Origin of the sequence: Paraburkholderia fungorum (genome assembly GCF_046027605.1) — a bacterium.
GTDB lineage: Bacteria > Pseudomonadota > Gammaproteobacteria > Burkholderiales > Burkholderiaceae > Paraburkholderia > Paraburkholderia fungorum_F.
Window position 1 is genome coordinate 65,205 of sequence record NZ_JAQQEF010000007.1, and the last position, 17,726, is coordinate 82,930.

The following is a 17,726-nucleotide window of genomic DNA, read 5'->3' on the forward strand; positions in this document are numbered from 1 at the left end:
CAAACCAGGCGCTTCGCACCAGGCCCCCCGAGTGGGCGCGCTCCCAAGGGACCTCCTGCGGAGCGGAAAACTTGGGGCGGTCCGGCGCTTTCTTGAGCGTAGAGGAACACTATGGAAATCGATTTGAACGCCGACCTCGGCGAAGGCTGCGGCTCCGACGAGGCGCTGCTCGATCTCGTCAGCTCGGCAAACATTGCGTGCGGCTGGCATGCGGGCGGCGCCAACGCCATGCGCGATTGCGTGCGCTGGGCGGTGCAGAAAGGCGTGTCGATCGGCGCGCATCCGAGCTTTAACGATCCGGAAAATTTCGGCCGCAAGGAAATGGACTTGCCCGCCAGCGACATTTACGCAGGCGTGCTCTATCAGCTCGGCGCACTGTCGGCGATCGCTCAGGCGGAGGGCGGGCGCATCGCGCACGTCAAGCCGCACGGCGCGCTCTACAACCAGGCTGCGCGCGACGCGAAAATCGCCGAAGCAATCGTCTCGGCGGTCCATGATTTCGACCCCTCGGTGGCGGTGTTCGCGCTCGCCAATAGCGGACTCGTGACGGCGGCTCGCGAAGCGGGCCTGACTGCCGTCGAAGAAGTATTCGCCGACCGCGGCTATCGGGCCGATGGCTCGCTGGTGCCGCGCAAGGAGCCGGGTGCGCTACTCGATGACGAAGACGTGGTGCTGGAACGCACGCTCGCTATGGTGCGCGAGCGCCGCGTCCAGGCAGTCGATGGTCAATGGGTACCGCTCAATGCGCAAACCATCTGCCTGCACGGCGACGGCCCGCACGCGCTGGCGTTCGCACGACGTATTCGCGGCGCGCTACAGGATGCCGGCATTGAAGTTCACGCGGCCGGCGCCGCGCGCGTCTGATCCGCGCGTCGACCAACGCGAGCCAGCCAGAACGATTCAGTCGTTGCCAGCCCCCCACGCCCCGCTCCATGCGGGGCGTGGCGTTTGCCAGGTACAGGATGGATTGCCGTACCCGCGGTTACAAGAAGAAGCAGTTGCAGTTGTAGTTGTAGTCGAAGCAACGCGGCCAGCTAGAGCCGTGACAGCAAGACGGCGCGGGCTCGCTCGCGCCGGCCCACGTTAGCCGCCATAAGCGGCAAGGTTGCAACCCTGTTTGGAGATCCAGATGCAGACAACAGTCAGTCTATGGCCGCTCATTGGCGTGGCCGTCATCATCGTCGGCTTTTTATTACGCTTCAATCCGATGCTGATCGTGGCGGTTGCCGCGATCATCACCGGTCTGGCCGCGCACTTCCCGCCGGAAAAGATCCTCGCTGAAATCGGCACCGGCTTCATCAAGACCCGCAATATTCCGTTGATCATTCTGCTGCCGTTGGCCGTGATCGGTCTGTTGGAAAGGCATGGTCTGCGCGAGCGCGCGCAAGCGTGGATCGGCGGCATCAAGGCCGCGACCGCGGGGCGTTTGCTGATCGTCTATCTGCTGGTGCGCGAGTTGACCGCGGCTGTCGGCCTGACCGGTCTCGGTGGTCATCCGCAGATGGTGCGTCCGCTGATCGCGCCGATGGCCGAAGGCGCGACTGAAACGCGTTTCGGCAAAATCAGCGACGCGGTGCGTTTCAAGCTGCGCGCCTTCTCTGCGGCAACCGACAACGTCGGTCTGTTCTTCGGTGAAGACATCTTCGTCGCGTTCGGCGCCATCGTGCTGATGACGACCTTCCTCAAGGAAGCCGGCATCATCGTCGAACCGATCCACGTGGCCGTCTGGGGTATCCCCACCGCGATTTGCGCGTTCCTCGTTCACGGCTTCCGCCTGTATCTGCTCGACCGCAGGCTCGAGCGCGAACTGCGCGGCAATGCCACTGCGAACACCGCCTCCGTGTCGCCGACGCAACCCGCCGCGGGAGATAAAGCATGACGCTCACGATTACCTATCTGTTCTGGCTGCTGGGCGTGGTGCTGCTCATCATCGGCGGCATGATCGTCACGGACAAGGAGCACCCGCGCCGTTTCACCGCCGGCGGTTTCTGGATTCTTTACGCGCTGATCTTCCTGATCGGCGACAAAATCCCGGCTTCGGTGGTTGGCGTGCTGGTCATCGTGATGGCGCTGATTGCGGGCTTCGGCGGCGTGACCGCGGCCAAGCCGAAGCTGCTGTCGCTCGAAGCACGCAAGGCAAGCGCCGTGCGTCTGGGCAATAAACTGTTCGTGCCCGCGCTGACGATTCCGGTCGTCACCGTGATCACTACACTGTTAGCGAGCTACCTGGTTTTCGGCGGCGCACCGTTGATCGAGAAAGCCAACGTGACGCTGATCGGCTTCGGCATCGGTTGCGTGATCGCACTCGCGATTGCCTGCGTGCTGACGCGCGATACCGTCGGCCAGTCGATGAAAGAGGCACGCCGCCTCGTCGATGCGTTGTCGTGGGCCGCGGTGCTGCCGCAGATGCTCGGCATGCTCGGCCTCGTGTTCTCGGACGCGGGCGTCGGCAAGGCGGTCGCTCACGTCACCACCGCGTACATCAGTCTCGACTACCGCTTTGTGGCGGTGGCCGTGTATTGCATCGGCATGGCGCTCTTCACGATGGTGATGGGCAACGGCTTCGCCGCGTTCCCCGTGATGACCGGCGGCGTCGGCGTGCCGATTCTGGTCGGCGTGTTTCACGGCAATCCGGCGGTGATGGTCGCGATCGGTATGTTCTGCGGCTACTGCGGCACGCTGATGACGCCGATGGCCGCGAACTTCAACATGGTGCCGGTTGCATTGCTCGAACTGCCGGATAAGAACGCGGTGATCAAGGTCCAGGTGCCCACCGCGCTGACCTTGCTGGTCGTGAACATCTTCCTGTTGAATTTCCTGATGTTTCTGTAGGAATCTCGACTCACCGCTTCAGCAAACATAGACGGACAACACGTTTGACTGTGGGGGCTGAAGCGGAGGTGTGCGCCTCTAGCCTCTATAAAACAATGGGGCGGATCAAGGCGCGCGATTCACCGGCAAAAGGAGACTGCGCGGATCATCCCGCCCACCATGCGAGTGGAAGGTCTGCTGCAAGGCCGCGGCAATCCGCTCGAGGACATCCGCCCAGTCACCTTGCTGCGACTGGGTGAAGATTCGCACACTCGAATACCAGGGACTATCTTCCCGATCGAGCAACCAGCGCCAGCAACCAGCAAAGCGATTGAGAAGCCAGACCGGCTTACCCATGGCGGCGGCCAGATGCGCGACCGAGGTATCGACCGAGATTACCAGGTCGAGGTTCTCAATCAGCGCGGCGGTGTCCGCAAAGTCGGCGACCTCGTCCATCCAGTTTATCAAGCATGCCTCCATTGCCGGGGCGGGATGCTTTGCCGGATCGTCGGTCTTTTGCAGACTGATCCAACGTATGTGCGGCATGGCGAGGAGCGGCGCCATTAGCGCGGGTTCCATGCTGCGCACCCTATCCTCGGCGAAGCCCGAATGGCCGCCCGCCCATACCACGCCTATGCGCGGCAGATCGGGATTCGGTAATGCAACCAGGCGGGCACGCCACCAGTCAGCGCGCACGGTATCGGCATACAGATAGGTAAACTCCGGAATGTTGTCGAGCCGCGTGCCGAACGCCATTGGTAATGACATCAGGGGGCAATACCAGTCCCATTCGTCGAATTTGGGTTCGACGTTATCGAGCACCACGACGCCCGGCCAGCGCTGACAGAACGACTGCTCGTAAAGCGGCTGCAAGGGCTGCGGACAGATGTAGCCGACCTGCGAAAAATGTGCGAGCGCCAATGGCAGATAGCGCACGAACTGCAGGCTGTCGCCAAAACCCTGCTCATGGAAGACCAGCAGGCGCGGGCCGCGAACCGGCGTTCCGTCCGCGCGACGCGCGGCGCCCGGATTCTCACCGCGCCATTGCGGCAGCGGCACGTACGGGCGCTCGGGAGCGGGACGTCCTTGCCCATCGACCATATTGGCCCAGCGGTCTTCGAAATAAGGCCAGGCCTCTTCATATTTGCCCACGGCCAGCAAGACGGTGCCAAGACTGGCGCGAGCACCCAGAGCAGTCGGATTGAGTGCAATGGCGCGCCGGAGATGCCGCTCGGCATCTTCCATTGCACCGAGACTCCTGACCACGACACCCAGGCTCCCGTGCGCCAACTGATGGTTTGGTTCGAGTTCGAGCACCCTGCGATAGGCAAGCGCTGCGTCCTTGAAATGTCCCTGCAACTGCAGTGCTAGCGCCAGGAAGTAATTGAGCGATGGTAAGTCGGGTTGGAGCGCAAGACCCCGTTGGGCAGTGTGTATAGCGTTGGGGATGGCACCCAATCTGATCTGGATCAGGCACAGCAAGTTGTATGAGGCCGGATTGGGTTGAGCCTCGATCGCGCGCTCGATCCAGTTTTGAGCCGACTCCATCTGCTTCGACTCGAACGCCAACACTCCGTATGAGTGTAGGGCTCCGACGTGCCGCGGATTTCGCGCAAGGATTCGGTCGAACAGTCTCTGCGCTTCGTCAACATTACCCGCCCGACGGGCTTCATCTGCCACGTTGTGCAAAGTTTCAGTCTCGGCGGGCGACAAGGAGAAGGGAGTTGGCATGATGGGTGGCCGGTTGTACATTGCGTGGTCATTCCGGAGACCACCACGGTTGACGTCAAGTCGACGACTTCTCACCTGGATGAGAGGTAGATACTGCGCGGAATGCAAAGAGGGCTCGAGTTAAATCGAGACGATAATTGTCGGTATCGCGTGGTAACCGGTCTCTAGGACCACTCCGAAACGCGAGATGCAAGAAGATCTGTAACGTTTCACGCAATTGCCCTGCTGTGGCAAATCGACGCCGCCGAATTCGGATGCGTCCGATCGTCAGGAAGCGAGCCGAAACATAAGCTGGCAGATGGTCTTCCCCATCCACATGCGCTGGCGGTGCATGCAACACGCGCCACCAGGGCTACCCAGCAGGCCCCCGTCATGGAACATCAATCCCACCCTCACACCGCGTACACCAACGCGCCGCCCTCCGCTTACCTCACCTCGCTGATTGAGGCCGCGCTCGAAGCACACCAGGCCGGCCGCCTCGATGCCGCCGAACCTTTCTACCGTGAAGCCCTTGCACTCGACCCAACGCATGCCAAAGCACTCCATTACTTCGGCGTGTTGCGGCATCAGCGCGGCGACCATGGGTTCGCCGCCGAACTGATGAGCGAAGCGCTCAAACTCGATCGCACCGACGCCGCGTGCTGGAGCAACCGCGGCCTCGTCGCCGCCGCACTCGGCCATCTCGACGAAGCGATGATCTGCTATGACCAGGCGCTGCAGCTGCAGCCGGATTTCGCCGACGCACGCAACAACTTCGGCATCGCGCTACAAGCGCAAGGCGCATTCGAAGAAGCGATCGGACAATACCGGCTGGCGTTGACGGTGAATCCTTCGTTGGTCGACACGCATCTGAACCTTGGCACGGCGCTGAGCAAGCTCGGGCGTTACGACGAGGCGCTGGACTGCTATCAAACCGTCATCGGACTAGATCCTCAATCGGCGGAAGCGCACTTCAACGCGGGTAACGCGCACAACGCGAGGGGCGATCACGATGCCGCCATCGCGAGTTTGGAACGGGCACTGGCACTGCGCGGCAATTACGCCGAAGCGCGCGTCAACCTGGGAAGCCTGATCGGCAAGCTAGGTGATTACGCCGGTGCAGAAACGCATTACCGACACGCGGTGGCGCTCAAGCCTAATCCCACGAATCTGGTTTGCCTCGGGGGATCGCTCGGCGCGCAGGGCCGTCTGGATGAAGAAGAGGGTTTCTACCGTCACGCATTGGCGCTCGACCCCAACTACGCGGACGCACATCAGAACCTCGCGTGGCTGCTGCTCAAGCGCGGCGATTACAAGCAGGGTTGGGCCGAATTTGCAAAGCGCTGGCGCAAGAATGACTATGAGGCGCTCGCCGTGCCGGGTTTGGCCGAATGGCACGGCGAGCCGCTCGACGGGCGGCGTCTGTTACTGGTCGGCGAGCAGGGTTTCGGCGACCACTTCCAGTTTCTGCGTTACGTGCGCGTGCTTGAGCGACTCGGCGCGACGGTCGATATCCGCGTGCGCGAACCGCTGCTGCCACTGGTTGAGCGCATCCCGGGCGTGCGCCGCGCGTTCAGCGGCACGCCTGACGGCCAGTATGATTTCTGGGTGCCGATGATGAGCGTGCCGTCTTGCGTCGGCACTGAATTGTCGACCATTCCCGCGGACGTGCCGTATATGTTCGCCGACAAGGCAAAGATCAAAACATGGCGCAAGCGGGTCGACGCAGCCGGCAAATCGAAACGCAAAGTAGGTCTGGTGTGGTCCGGCAGCCCGACGTTCGGCAATGATCGTTATCGCTCGATTGCATTGGCTGACCTGAGCACGCTAAGCGAGTTGAAAGAGGTCGCGTGGTACGCGCTGCAGAAAGGGCCCGCGCACAATCAGTTAGCCGATGCGCCTGAAGTTTTCCGCGCCCACGATTTCACCGCCGATCTGCACAACTTCGACGACACCGCCGCACTCGTGATGAATCTCGACCTGGTGATCGCCGTGGACACCGGCGTGGCGCACCTGGCCGCCGCGCTGGGCAAGCCGGTGTGGGTGCTGCTGCCTGCCAACTCGGACTGGCGCTGGCTCGAAGCGCGCAACGATTCACCGTGGTATCCGGCGATGAAATTGTTCCGGCAAACGATGTTGGGCGATTGGACAGCGGTCGTGAAACGCGTGTCGGAAGAATTACGCGACAGCAGTCTATAAACCTGACGCTGCGCGGATTTCGAGCGTTTCTGTGCAGCGCCTTTGCAACCGATCATACGCAGGCAAAATGCGCTGGCACCGTGCCTTAAGGACGCCGACGCTGCTGCGCCAGCATGTAAGCGCGCAACAGCTTGTTGATGCGCGTCTGATAGCCCGCCCCCTGTTCCTTGAACCAGCTCAGCACGTCCGCATCCAGGCGCATCGTGACAGCCTGTTTCGGCGGAACGTGCAGCTCAGCGCGCGCAAAGAAGTCGTCGCCCAATTCTGGCACGTCGCTCGTGTCGATTTGGGCCTCGTCCGTTTTTGCGAGTCGTTTCCAGTCGGTTCCTGTTGGTTTGCTCATCATTTCACCCGTGCTCATTTCTACCATTCGCCAAGATTCCCCCGTCAATGCCAGACGCTGTACTTGTAGTGTTTGACCTCGTGCTTCGTCGCTTTGCGAGCCGAAATGATGCGGATCACATCCGCATCACGTTCGACATACACCACCACACCTACGATGGCGGCCATCCAGCCTAGCGCGATCCAGCGTTCCTCACCGTCATCTTCACGTTCGTCTATCGCCGTCAGCACAGGATGATCGAACACGTCGAGTGCATCTCTGAAGTCGATCCCATGCTTACGGATGTTGATTTGATTCTTAATTTCGTCCCACTCAAAACGTACATACCACCTGTATTGACGTCTGTACATACATCCTAGCATGCAATAGACAGCTATGGCCGCGTGCGCCGCGAGCATGTTGCGGCGCACGTCAGCATCGGACTGGGTGTGCAAACAGCGGTTCCTATTTTGGCCGGAAGGCCTACCCCGGGTAAGACGGGGGTCAGCGGCTATAAAAATCTCGCGCAAGGCTGAGACGAATCCTCACCCCGGCTCCACCACGAACCCATGCTGCCTTAAAAGTTGCAACACGCCCTTGCGACCACCCAGATGCAACGCGCCAATCGCCACGAACACCGGTTTGTTCGGCGCGGCGATCAGCAGCATCCGCGAGACGAAGCGCCGGTTGCGTTCGTACATGATCCTGTTGTCGATCGAATCGGAGATCCGCTTGTCGCGCGCCAGCTTTTCGGACTTCGCGGCCTGCCAGGCCGCAATCGCATCGGCATCGCCCACTCGCCACAGACGGCGCAACGTCTTCACATCCTCGACGTTTTCCGCGGGCGTCTGTACCAGGTCCTGCGCCAGCATTTCGCGCTGCTGCGCGAGCGTGAGTCCGGTGAACGCGCGCATCTGCTGGGGCAAGGTCTCGAGGCCGACGATCTTGCCACGCGTCCTGATATACACGTTCTGCAATTGCGCTTCCGTGCCGTACTCGGTTTGCAAGCCGGCACTCAACGAATCGTAGGTTTCGACTACCAACGACGCGAGCCACGGCCGCATCTTCTTGATCTCATCCAGTGCCGCGGGATTGCCTCGCAGGCGAAAGGCCAGCTTGCGCCACAACGGCTCGGGCAGCAGCCCTGGCAGACAGTCGCGGCGACAGATGCCGTACTTCGACACGTCGTCTTGCGAGACCAGCAGTTCGTCGGGTGAGAGTTCGAGCGCCAGCGTCGGCGAGGCAGCCAGTGCACCGAGGATCGGCGCGCGGAACGGCTGCCTGGGCGGATAGTCGGCGGGGTCGCCGACGTGCAACGTGCCGAGCACGTAGATGGTCGTGGTGCCGCGTGTCGCGACATAGAACGGCATGCGCGCCGGTTGCGTTTGCACCGGGCCGCTTGCCGTGGTGCCAGGCGCGGCGGGCGGCGGATTGAAGCCCGGCAGCGTGGCGCGCGGCGGCGCCGGCAGATTGGGCACCGGCATGGCCGGCCGTCCCGCCTGGGCCGGCGTATTGGCGGCCGCCCCGGCGGCATGCGCGAGCCCGACCGGCCCCACGCTCAAATGAAAAACACAACACGCGCCGAGAAGCGCAGCACTGGTCAGTGCACGCGCTCCCCAGCGCCGCGCGAAAGCAGCGTTGCGGACGCCATCACGCGAGCGGCGCGTAAGACGACGCGCCGCCACTCCATCAGGCATCCACGTCCCCCACCTCCTCGGCGCGGTGACACGATACCTGACGGCCATCCACTTCACGCAACTTCGGTTCTTCGCTGCGGCACCGCTCGATCACGTACGGGCAGCGCTGGTGGAACGTGCAGCCCGACGGCGGATTCAGCGGCGACGGCATTTCGCCCTGCAGCTTGATCTTGATCGTGCGATCCGCTTCGAAGATGGAAGGTGTGGCCGACATCAGCGCACGCGTGTACGGATGCCGCGGCTTCGAGAAGATCCGTTTCTTGTCGCCGAGTTCCGCCACGCCGCCGAAGTACATCACCATCACGTCGTCGGCGATGTGCTCCACCACCGAGAGGTTGTGCGAGATGAACACGTAGCTGGTCTTGAACTGCTCCTGCAGATCCATGAACAGATTGAGAATCTGCGCCTGGATCGACACGTCGAGTGCGGACACCGGTTCATCGGCGACCACGATCTGCGGATCGAGGATCATTGCGCGCGCAATCGCTACACGCTGTCGCTGACCGCCGGAGAACATATGCGGATAGCGCTTGGCATGCTCCGGACGCAGGCCGACCGTGCGCATCATCTGCGCAATCCGTTCGGCGCGTTCGGACGTGCTCAGTTGCGTGTTGATCGCGAGCGGTTCACCGAGCGTCTGCTCGACGGTCTTGCGCGGATTCAGCGAAGCAAACGGATTCTGAAACACCATCTGCACGCGCCGCCGCAGCGCGGCGATTTTGGCGTGATCGGCGCCGGCCACGTCTTCACCGTCAATCAACAGACGGCCCGCGCTGGGCGCCTCGATCATGGTGAGCTGACGGGCAAGCGTCGATTTTCCGCAGCCGGATTCACCGACCACCGCCAGCGTCTTGCCGCGTTCGAGCGCGAACGACACGCCGTTCAACGCCTTCACCGTGCCCTGGCTGAACATGCCGCGCTTGACCGTGTAGTAACGCGCAAGCTTATCGGCCACCAGCACGTGATCGCCCGCATGGTCCGACTGGCGCCGCGTTTCGAGTACTGCGTTCATCGTGCGCCTCCATGGGTGTGAACGTTGGCGTCGCCGCTCAGGTTCAGGGGTTTGATGCAGCGCACGCGCGCGACTTCCGCGTGACCTTGCAGCGGCGCCAGTGCGGGCCGCGCCTTCGTGCAATCGTCGACCACGTATTTGCAGCGCGGCGCGAACAGGCACCCTTTGGGCCGGTCGTCGCGGCCCGGCACCATGCCAGGCAGTGCGGCAAGGCGTACCGCGCCGACATTGTGCTCGGGAATCGCCGCCAGCAACGCTTCCGTGTACGGATGATGCGGCGCGGCGAAGATGTCCGGCACCTTGTTGGTTTCGATCACTTCGCCAGCGTACATGACCGCGACGCGCTGCGCGACCTCGGACACCACCGCGAGATCGTGCGAGATCAGCACGAGCGCCATACCGCGTTCCTTCTGCAGCTTGATCAGCAACTCCATGATTTGCGCCTGGATGGTCACGTCGAGCGCGGTGGTCGGCTCGTCGGCGATCAGCAGCTTCGGGTTGCAGGCGATCGCCATCGCGATCATCACGCGCTGGTTCATGCCGCCCGACATCTGATGCGGGAACGAAGTGATGCGGCTCTTCGCGTCAGGAATGCCGACCTGGTCGAGCAATTCCAGTGCGCGTTTGTCCAGCGCGCTGCCGCGCAGGCCTTCGTGCAGCTTCAGTACTTCCTTGATCTGATAGCCGACCGTGTAGCTCGGATTCAGGCTGGTGAGCGCGTCCTGAAACACCATCGCGATGTCTTTGCCGATGATCTTGCGGCGCTCTCTCGCCGAAGCCTTCAGCAAATTCTTGCCGTTGAAGGTGATTTCATCCGCGGTGACTTTGCCCGGTGCGTCGATCAGGCCCATCAGCGCCATCATCGTGACGCTCTTGCCCGAGCCCGATTCGCCGACCACGCCGACCACTTCGCCCGGCGCGACGTCGAGGTTAATGCGATCGACTGCGGGCAGTCCGTTGAAGTTCACCGCGAGGTTGCGGATGGTTAATAGCTGGGTCATGTCAGGCCATCCGTTTCAGTTTGGGATCGAGTGCGTCGCGCAGCCCGTCGCCGAGCAGATTGATCGCGAGCACCGAGATCAGGATGGAAAGACCCGGCATCGTGACGATCCACCATGCACTGTCGATATAGTCGCGCGCCGAGGCCAGCATCGCGCCCCACTCCGCCGACGGCGGTTGCACGCCCAAGCCGAGAAAACCGAGTGCGGCGGCATCGAGAATCGCCGACGAAAAGCCCAAGGTCGCCTGCACGATCAGCGGTGCGGTGCAGTTCGGCAGTACTTGCGAGAACATCAAACGCAGCGTGCTCGCGCCTGCGACGCGCGAAGCCGTCACATACTCTTTCTGCAATTCGCCTTGTGCCGAAGCACGCGTCAAACGCACATAGCCAGGCAATGCGACGATTGCAATCGCGAGCATCGTGTTGACGAGACCCGGACCGATGATCGCGACCACCGCAACGGCCAGCAGCAGCGACGGCAGCGCGAGCAGCACGTCCATGATGCGCATGATCGGCGTATCGGCCCATCTCTCGAAGAACGCCGCGATCAGGCCGAGCACGATGCCCGGAATCAGCGCGAGCACCACCGAGACGAAGCCGATCCAGAACGACAACCGCGCGCCGTACATCAGACGCGAGAGGATGTCGCGGCCCGCTTCGTCAGTGCCGAGAATGAACTTCCAGTTGCCGCCGTCGAGCCACGCGGGTGGGATCTTCACGAAGTCGCGATACTGCTCGATCGGGCTATGCGGCGCGATCAACGGCGCGAAGATCGCGATGAAGATCAACGCCAGCACGACGATGCCGGCAGCAACCGCGCCACGGTTACGTGAGAAATTCGCCCAGAATTCACGGGCGGCTATTGCGCGGCCACTGGGTGGCGTGACCGACTGGGGGACTGTGTTTTGTATGTCTGCCATGATGTCGTGTTACCTCGTATGGCGAATGCGCGGATTCAGCACGCCGTACAACAGATCGACGACGAGGTTCACGACGATCACCAGCGTAGCGATCATCAGGATACCGCCCTGCACCACCGGATAGTCGCGCCGGCCGATCGCGTCGATCAGCCACTTGCCGATACCCGGCCAGGAAAACAGTGTCTCGGTCAGCACCGCGCCCGCGAGCAACGTGCCGACCTGCAAGCCGATCACGGTCACCACCGGAATCAGCGCATTACGCAACGCATGCACGACGATCACCCGCGCAGGCGACAAGCCCTTCGCGCGTGCAGTGCGAATGTAATCCTCGCGCAACACTTCGAGCATCGACGAACGCGTCATCCGCGCGACCACCGCAAGCGGAATCGTGCCGAGCACGATGGCCGGCAAAATCAGATGGCTCAGCGCGGATTTGAACGCGCCTTCGTCGGTGGACATCATCGCGTCGATCAGCATGAAGCCCGTGACGTGCGGAATGTCGTATTCGACCGCGATGCGGCCCGACACCGGCGTCCAGCCGAGCTTCACGGAGAACACCATGATGAGGATCAAACCCCACCAGAAGATCGGCATCGAGTAGCCGGTCAGCGCCGTGCCCATCACGCCATGATCGACCACCGTGCCGCGCCTCAAGGCCGCGAACACGCCCGCCGGCAAGCCGACGATCAGCGCGAACAACATCGCGCAGATGGAGAGTTCAACGGTGGCGGGAAAGCGGGCGAGGAATTCGCCCATCACGCTGGTGTTGGTGATGATCGAGGTGCCGAGGTCCCCATGCATCGCGCGGCCGATGTAGTGGACGTATTGCATCGGCAAGGACTCATCGAGCCCGAGGCGGTGCATCGCGGCGGCATGCATGGCGGGATCGACACCGCGCTCGCCCATCATCACTTCGATGGGGTCGCCCGGTATCAGGTGAATCAGCGCGAACGCAAGGATCGTAATGCCGATGAAGGTCGGTATCACCATGCCAATGCGGCGCAAAACAAAGCGGAACATGGTTCGTCCCTATGGTCTTGATGAAGAAAAAACGCAACCGGCGACGAGGGCTTGTGACCCCGGTCGCCGGACCATTTCGACCAGTTTTCTAACCGTGCGAAAAGCTACTGCGTAAGCTTGACTGCCTCTACTCTATTACTTCACGCTGACGCCGTCGAAGCGCGCATAACCGAGCGGCTCGATACGCATGTCGACCACCTTCTTGCTGACAGGTTGGTACACGGTCGAGTGAGCGATCGGCGAGAACGGCAGCTGTTGCGCGAAAATCTGTTGCGCTTGCGTGTATGCCGTCGTGCGCGCGGCTTGATCGGACGTGACGCGACCCTTCTGGATCAGATCGTCGAACGGCTTGTAGCACCACTTCGAGAAGTTGTTGCCGTTCACCGCTTCACAACCGAGCAACGTGCCGAGCCAGTTATCCGGATCGCCGTTGTCGCCGGTCCAGCCGATCAGCATCGTGTCGTCTTCGCCTGCGTGAGCGCGCTTGATGTACTCGCCCCATTCGTAGGTGACGATCTTCGCCTTCACACCGATCTTGGCCCAGTCGGCCTGGATCATTTCCGCCATCAGACGGGCGTTCGGGTTGTATGCGCGTTGCACCGGCATCGCCCACAGCGTGATGTCGAAGCCGTTCGGATAGCCCGCCTTGGCCAGCAACGCCTTGGCTTTGTCCGTATCGTAAGACGCGCTCTTCAGGTTCTTGTCATACGACCATTGAGTCGGCGGCATCGGGTTGGTCGCGGCCTGGCCTGCGCCTTGATACACCGATTCGATGATCGCCTTCTTGTTGATCGCCATGTCGAGTGCCTGACGCACTTCGACCTTGTCGACCGGCTTGTGCGTCACGTTGTACGCGAGGTAGCCGAGGTTGAAGCCCGGCTGCGACGGCATGTCGATGTTCGCTTCAGCCTTCAGCGGCGCGATGTCGGCCGGACGCGGATAGCTCATCACCTGGCATTCGTCGCGCTTGATCTTCTGCACGCGCACGCCGGCGTCCGGCGTGATCGAGAAGATCAGCTTGGAGATCTTCACCGCGTTCGGCTTCCAGTAATCCGGATTGCCGTCGAAGCGGATCGTCGCGTCTTTCGTATAGCTGCGGAAGATGAACGGGCCCGTGCCGACCGGGTATTGGTTGATGTCGGCGGCCTTGCCGGCCTTCAGCAGCTGGTCCGCATATTCGCCCGAGAGAATCGACGCGTATTCCATCGCCAGATTCTGGATGAACGGCGCGTTGACTTCCTTCAGCGTGAACTTGACCGTATACGGGTCGACCTTTTCGACGCTGGTAATCAGCTTGTCGAGGCCCATGTCCGTGAAGTACGGGAACTGGACCGGGTAGGCCTTGCGGAATGGCTGGTTCGTGTCCAGCATGCGCTGGAACGTGAACACGACGTCGTCCGCGTTGAATTCGCGCGTCGGCTTGAAGAACGACGTGGTCTGGAACTTCACACCGTGGCGCAGATGGAAAGTGTAGGTCTTGCCGTCCGGCGAGACATCCCACTTTTCTGCCAGGCCCGGCTCGACTTTCGTGCCGCCGCGTTCGAATTCGACGAGGCGGTTATAAACGGTGAACGTGTTGGCCGTGAAGTCGACACCGGTCGTGTACTGGGCCGGATCGAAACCCGCAGGGCTGCCTTCTGAGCAGTAAACGAGTGTTTTGTTCGGAATCTCCGCATGCGCGCTCGTAGCGCCCAGCATCGATGCCGCTGCAGCGGCGACGAGCGTGGTAACACGCGCGGCGCGCAACAGGTTGTTTTGCTTCATGTTTCCTCCAGGTTCGGGGCCGGCTTCCGCCGGCGTAGCGCGATCTTACTTGAGCTTGGCTCGCACCAACAAGCGGAGGAAAATACTCCCGTTGACGATCGGAAACAGATGGGCATACGGACAGCCGCACGCCGGCGCTCACCGGAACGTGCGGCACTGGAGCAGAGGCAGCAAAAAGGCGGCCCGCGAGTGCTTGCTGATGGCTATTTCAGGCCGACGTTCATGAATTGTGTCGGACCGAACGGGTCGATCTTGAAGCCCGTGACGTCTTTGCTGATCGGTTGGTACACCGTTGAGTGGGCAATCGGCGTGAACGGGACCTGCTGCTTGAAGATTTCCTGCGCCTCCATATAGGCCTTGGTTCGCTCGCCGAGATCGGTGGTGCCACGGCCTTTCCTGATCAGGTCGTCGAAAGGTTTGTAGCACCATTTTGAAAAGTTGCTGCCCTTCACCGCATCGCAGCCGAGCAACACTCCAAGCCAATTGTCAGGATCGCCGTAGTCGCCGGTCCAGCCGATCAGGATCGCCTCGTGTTCGCCGGCGTGAGCGCGGCGGATGTACTCGCCCCACTCGTACGTGGCGATCGTCACCTTGACGCCAATCTTCGCCCAATCGGACTGCAGCATTTCGGCCATCAGCCGGGCGTTGGGGTTGTAGGGCCGCTGTACGGGCATGGCCCACAGGGTCAGGTCAAAGCCGTCCGGGTAGCCAGCCTCCTTCAGTAGCGCCTTGGCCTTATCAACGTCGTAAGGTGCGTCTTTCAGGTTCTTGTCATAGCCCCATTGGGTCGGCGGCATGGGATTCGTCGCGATTTGACCGGCGCCCTGATACACCGACTCGATGATCGCTTTCTTGTTGACCGACATATCCAGCGCGCGTCGCACCAGCACATTGTCGAGCGGCTTTTTCGTCGTGTTGTAGCCGAGGATGCCCAGATTGAAGCCGACCTCGCTCGGCAGAGCCAGCGACGAGTCGGCCTTGATCTGCGGAATATCCGCGGGCCGCGGGTAGCTCATCACCTGACATTCCCCACGTTTCAGTTTCTGCAGCCGCACCGCGGGATCGGTGGTGATCGCGAAGATTAGCTTGCCGACCTTCACGACGCCCGGCTTCCAATAATCAGGATTGCCGTCGAAGCGGATCGTGTCGTCCTTCGTATAGCTGCGGAAAATGAACGGCCCGGTGCCGACCGGGTATTGGTTGATATCGGAAGCCTTGCCCGCTTTCAGCAGTTGATCCGTGTATTCCGCCGACAGAATCGACGCAAACGGCATTGCGATCTGCTGCAGGAACGGTGCATCGACCTCTTTTAGCGTGAAACGCACCGTGTACGGATCCAGCTTCTCGATTTTGGCGATGTTCTTCGCAAGGCCAAGATCGGCGAAATAGGGGAACGGCACCGAGTACGCCTTGCGGAACGGCTGCTCCGGATCGAGCATCCGCTGATAGGTGAAAACGACGTCGTCGGCGTTGAATTCGCGGGTCGGCTTGAAAAACGAGGTGGTCTGGAATTTCACGCCATGGCGTAGATGGAACGTGTACTGGAGACCGTCTTGCGACACATCCCATTTCTCGGCGAGACCCGGCTCGATATCGGTGCTGCCGCGCGCGAACTCCACGAGCCGGTTGTAGACCGTGTACGAGGCCGCGGTGAATTCCACGCTAGTGGTGTACTGCGCACTGTCGAAGCCCGCCGGACTGCCTTCGGAGCAGAACACGAGGGTTTTGTCAGGCAAGGTGGCCGCGCCGGCGCCGACGGGCGCGAGGCCGGCAGCGAGGACCGCGCAGGCGCTCAGGATTGGCAGACAGGTATGGCGAGCTGCAAACAGCAATCGGGATACTGTCATCACGTTCTCCGCACAGCAGCCAAGTCAGCTGCGCTTCGATCATAGACAGCACAAAAATCGGGTTCAATGCGGGCTTACGCGTCGCAAGGAAAAGATTTTCACGCGAATTGCCGCGCCGCAGCAACCGTTTGAATGGGGATTGCCAACCGAGGCACGAGATTTTCGGCGTAAAAAAAACCGCGCGGCTAAATAAGCCGCGCGGTTTTGTACAACGACTATTCAAACCTCAGGCGCCCAGCCGTTCGCAGATCGCCTTGGTCGCCGCCGCGCCATTGAGCGTGTAGAAGTGCAAACCCGGCACCTTCGCGTCGACGAGACGCCCGCACAGGTCCGTCACCACATCCAGCCCGAACGCGCGAATCGACTCGCGGTCGTCGCCGAAGCTTTCCAGACGGCGCGCGACCCAGCGCGGCACTTCCGCGCCGCACATCTCCGAGAAACGCGTCAGCTGGGAGAAGTTCGTGATCGGCATGATGCCCGGCACGATCGGCACGTCCACACCGAGCTTTCTCACATCGTCGACGAAACGGAAGTACGCATCCGCGTTGAAGAAATACTGAGTAATGGCGGAATTGGCGCCGGCCTTCACCTTGTTGGCGAAGTTTTCCAGATCGTGACGCGGCGAGCGCGACTGCGGGTGGTACTCCGGGTAGCCGGCCACCTCGATCCAGAACCAGTCGCCGAACTCGGCGCGGATAAAGCTCACCAGTTCCGACGCGTAGCGCAGCTCGCCGACTTCGCCCATGCCGGACGGCAGATCGCCGCGCAGCGCGACAATATGGCGAATGCCATGCGCGCGGTACTCGTTGAGGATCGCGCGCAGGCTCGCTTTCGACGAGCCGATGCACGACACGTGCGGCGCCGCTTCGAGCCCTTCCTTCGCCATATCGACGACGGTATCGAGCGTGCCCTGCTGCGTCGAGCCGCCGGCGCCAAACGTCACGGAGACGAACTTGGGCTTGAGCGAGGCGAGCTGCGCGCGGGTGGCACGCAGCTTGTCGACGCCTTCCTGCGTTTTAGGCGGGAAGAATTCGAATGAAAGTTCGATCGGGTTCATGATTCAGTAGTCAACCGAGACTGCGGTTGCCGAAAATAAGCGCGGACAGCAGCCACGAAACGATGCTGTACAGAATCGAGCCGAAGAACGCCGACCAGAAACCCGACACTTCGAAACCCTTCAGCAGCGACGCGCACAGCCAGAAGCACAGCGCATTGACCACCAGAATGAAGAGTCCGAGCGTGAGGATCGTCACGGGCAGCGTCAACAGGATCAGCACCGGTCGCAGGATCGTATTGATCAATCCGAGCACGACCGCAACGATCAGCGCGGTACCGAAACTTCGGATATGAATCGACGGGACGAGGTAGGTGATGATCAGGAGCGCAAGCGCGTTGATCAGCCAGGTCAGCAGCACGGTCATGTA

16 protein-coding genes are annotated in these 17,726 nt (G+C 61.5%); 4 read left to right on the plus strand and 12 right to left on the minus strand.

Features of this window, described 5'->3' with window-relative positions:
- Window positions 1-111: 111 nt before the first annotated feature.
- From pxpA to PQR53_RS13925, 3 genes are all read left to right on the plus strand, one after another.
- On the plus strand, window positions 112-864 hold the full coding sequence (gene pxpA / locus PQR53_RS13915; protein WP_408454465.1) for a 5-oxoprolinase subunit PxpA: 753 nt from the start codon (window positions 112-114) through the stop codon (window positions 862-864).
- Between the two features lie 265 nt (window positions 865-1,129).
- On the plus strand, window positions 1,130-1,879 hold the full coding sequence (locus PQR53_RS13920) for a DUF969 domain-containing protein (protein WP_408454468.1): 750 nt from the start codon (window positions 1,130-1,132) through the stop codon (window positions 1,877-1,879).
- Complete coding sequence (locus PQR53_RS13925; protein ID WP_408454471.1) at window positions 1,876-2,832, plus strand: DUF979 domain-containing protein; 957 nt, start codon at window positions 1,876-1,878, stop codon at window positions 2,830-2,832. Before PQR53_RS13920 ends, PQR53_RS13925 begins: the two co-directional genes overlap by 4 nt.
- Window positions 2,833-2,937: 105 nt before the next feature.
- Here the strand turns inward: PQR53_RS13925 and PQR53_RS13930 are convergent, their stop codons facing one another.
- Window positions 2,938-4,542: a tetratricopeptide repeat protein gene (locus PQR53_RS13930; RefSeq protein ID WP_408454474.1), complete on the minus strand. Its 1,605-nt coding sequence runs from the start codon at window positions 4,540-4,542 to the stop codon at window positions 2,938-2,940.
- 372 nt (window positions 4,543-4,914) lie between these two features.
- Between PQR53_RS13930 and PQR53_RS13935 the strand changes: the two genes are divergently transcribed.
- Window positions 4,915-6,720 (plus strand): tetratricopeptide repeat protein, encoded by a 1,806-nt coding sequence (locus PQR53_RS13935; protein WP_408454476.1) that lies wholly within the window; start codon window positions 4,915-4,917, stop codon window positions 6,718-6,720.
- Window positions 6,721-6,805: 85 nt separating this feature from the next.
- Here PQR53_RS13935 and PQR53_RS13940 read toward each other — a convergent pair whose 3' ends face one another.
- The 11 genes from PQR53_RS13940 to PQR53_RS13990 form a co-directional block, all read right to left on the minus strand.
- Complete coding sequence (locus tag PQR53_RS13940) at window positions 6,806-7,081, minus strand: BrnA antitoxin family protein (RefSeq protein WP_408454479.1); 276 nt, start codon at window positions 7,079-7,081, stop codon at window positions 6,806-6,808.
- Between the two features lie 26 nt (window positions 7,082-7,107).
- Window positions 7,108-7,497 (minus strand): BrnT family toxin, encoded by a 390-nt coding sequence (locus PQR53_RS13945; RefSeq protein WP_408454481.1) that lies wholly within the window; start codon window positions 7,495-7,497, stop codon window positions 7,108-7,110.
- Between the two features lie 90 nt (window positions 7,498-7,587).
- A complete protein-coding gene (locus tag PQR53_RS13950; RefSeq protein WP_408454483.1) occupies window positions 7,588-8,739 on the minus strand; it encodes a TraB/GumN family protein in 1,152 nt (383 codons plus the stop codon).
- Entirely contained in the window at window positions 8,732-9,751 is a 1,020-nt protein-coding gene (locus tag PQR53_RS13955; protein ID WP_408454486.1) for a peptide ABC transporter ATP-binding protein, read from the minus strand. Before PQR53_RS13955 ends, PQR53_RS13950 begins: the two co-directional genes overlap by 8 nt.
- Window positions 9,748-10,752: an ABC transporter ATP-binding protein gene (locus PQR53_RS13960; RefSeq protein WP_408454488.1), complete on the minus strand. Its 1,005-nt coding sequence runs from the start codon at window positions 10,750-10,752 to the stop codon at window positions 9,748-9,750. Before PQR53_RS13960 ends, PQR53_RS13955 begins: the two co-directional genes overlap by 4 nt.
- Window position 10,753: 1 nt before the next feature.
- Window positions 10,754-11,671 carry an ABC transporter permease subunit gene (locus PQR53_RS13965; RefSeq protein WP_408454490.1) on the minus strand — a complete coding sequence of 306 codons (918 nt, stop codon included), beginning with the start codon at window positions 11,669-11,671 and terminating at the stop codon, window positions 10,754-10,756.
- A gap of 9 nt (window positions 11,672-11,680) precedes the next feature.
- Window positions 11,681-12,691, minus strand: a complete 1,011-nt coding sequence (locus PQR53_RS13970) for an ABC transporter permease subunit (RefSeq protein WP_179734938.1) — start codon at window positions 12,689-12,691, stop codon at window positions 11,681-11,683.
- A gap of 135 nt (window positions 12,692-12,826) precedes the next feature.
- Window positions 12,827-14,455, minus strand: a complete 1,629-nt coding sequence (locus tag PQR53_RS13975) for an ABC transporter substrate-binding protein (protein WP_408454493.1) — start codon at window positions 14,453-14,455, stop codon at window positions 12,827-12,829.
- Window positions 14,456-14,658: 203 nt separating this feature from the next.
- Window positions 14,659-16,302 carry an ABC transporter substrate-binding protein gene (locus PQR53_RS13980; protein WP_408454496.1) on the minus strand — a complete coding sequence of 548 codons (1,644 nt, stop codon included), beginning with the start codon at window positions 16,300-16,302 and terminating at the stop codon, window positions 14,659-14,661.
- Between the two features lie 226 nt (window positions 16,303-16,528).
- On the minus strand, window positions 16,529-17,359 hold the full coding sequence (metF, locus tag PQR53_RS13985) for a methylenetetrahydrofolate reductase [NAD(P)H] (RefSeq protein ID WP_408454499.1): 831 nt from the start codon (window positions 17,357-17,359) through the stop codon (window positions 16,529-16,531).
- Window positions 17,360-17,369: 10 nt separating this feature from the next.
- Complete coding sequence (locus tag PQR53_RS13990; protein ID WP_013340808.1) at window positions 17,370-17,723, minus strand: phage holin family protein; 354 nt, start codon at window positions 17,721-17,723, stop codon at window positions 17,370-17,372.
- Window positions 17,724-17,726 lie beyond the last annotated feature (3 nt).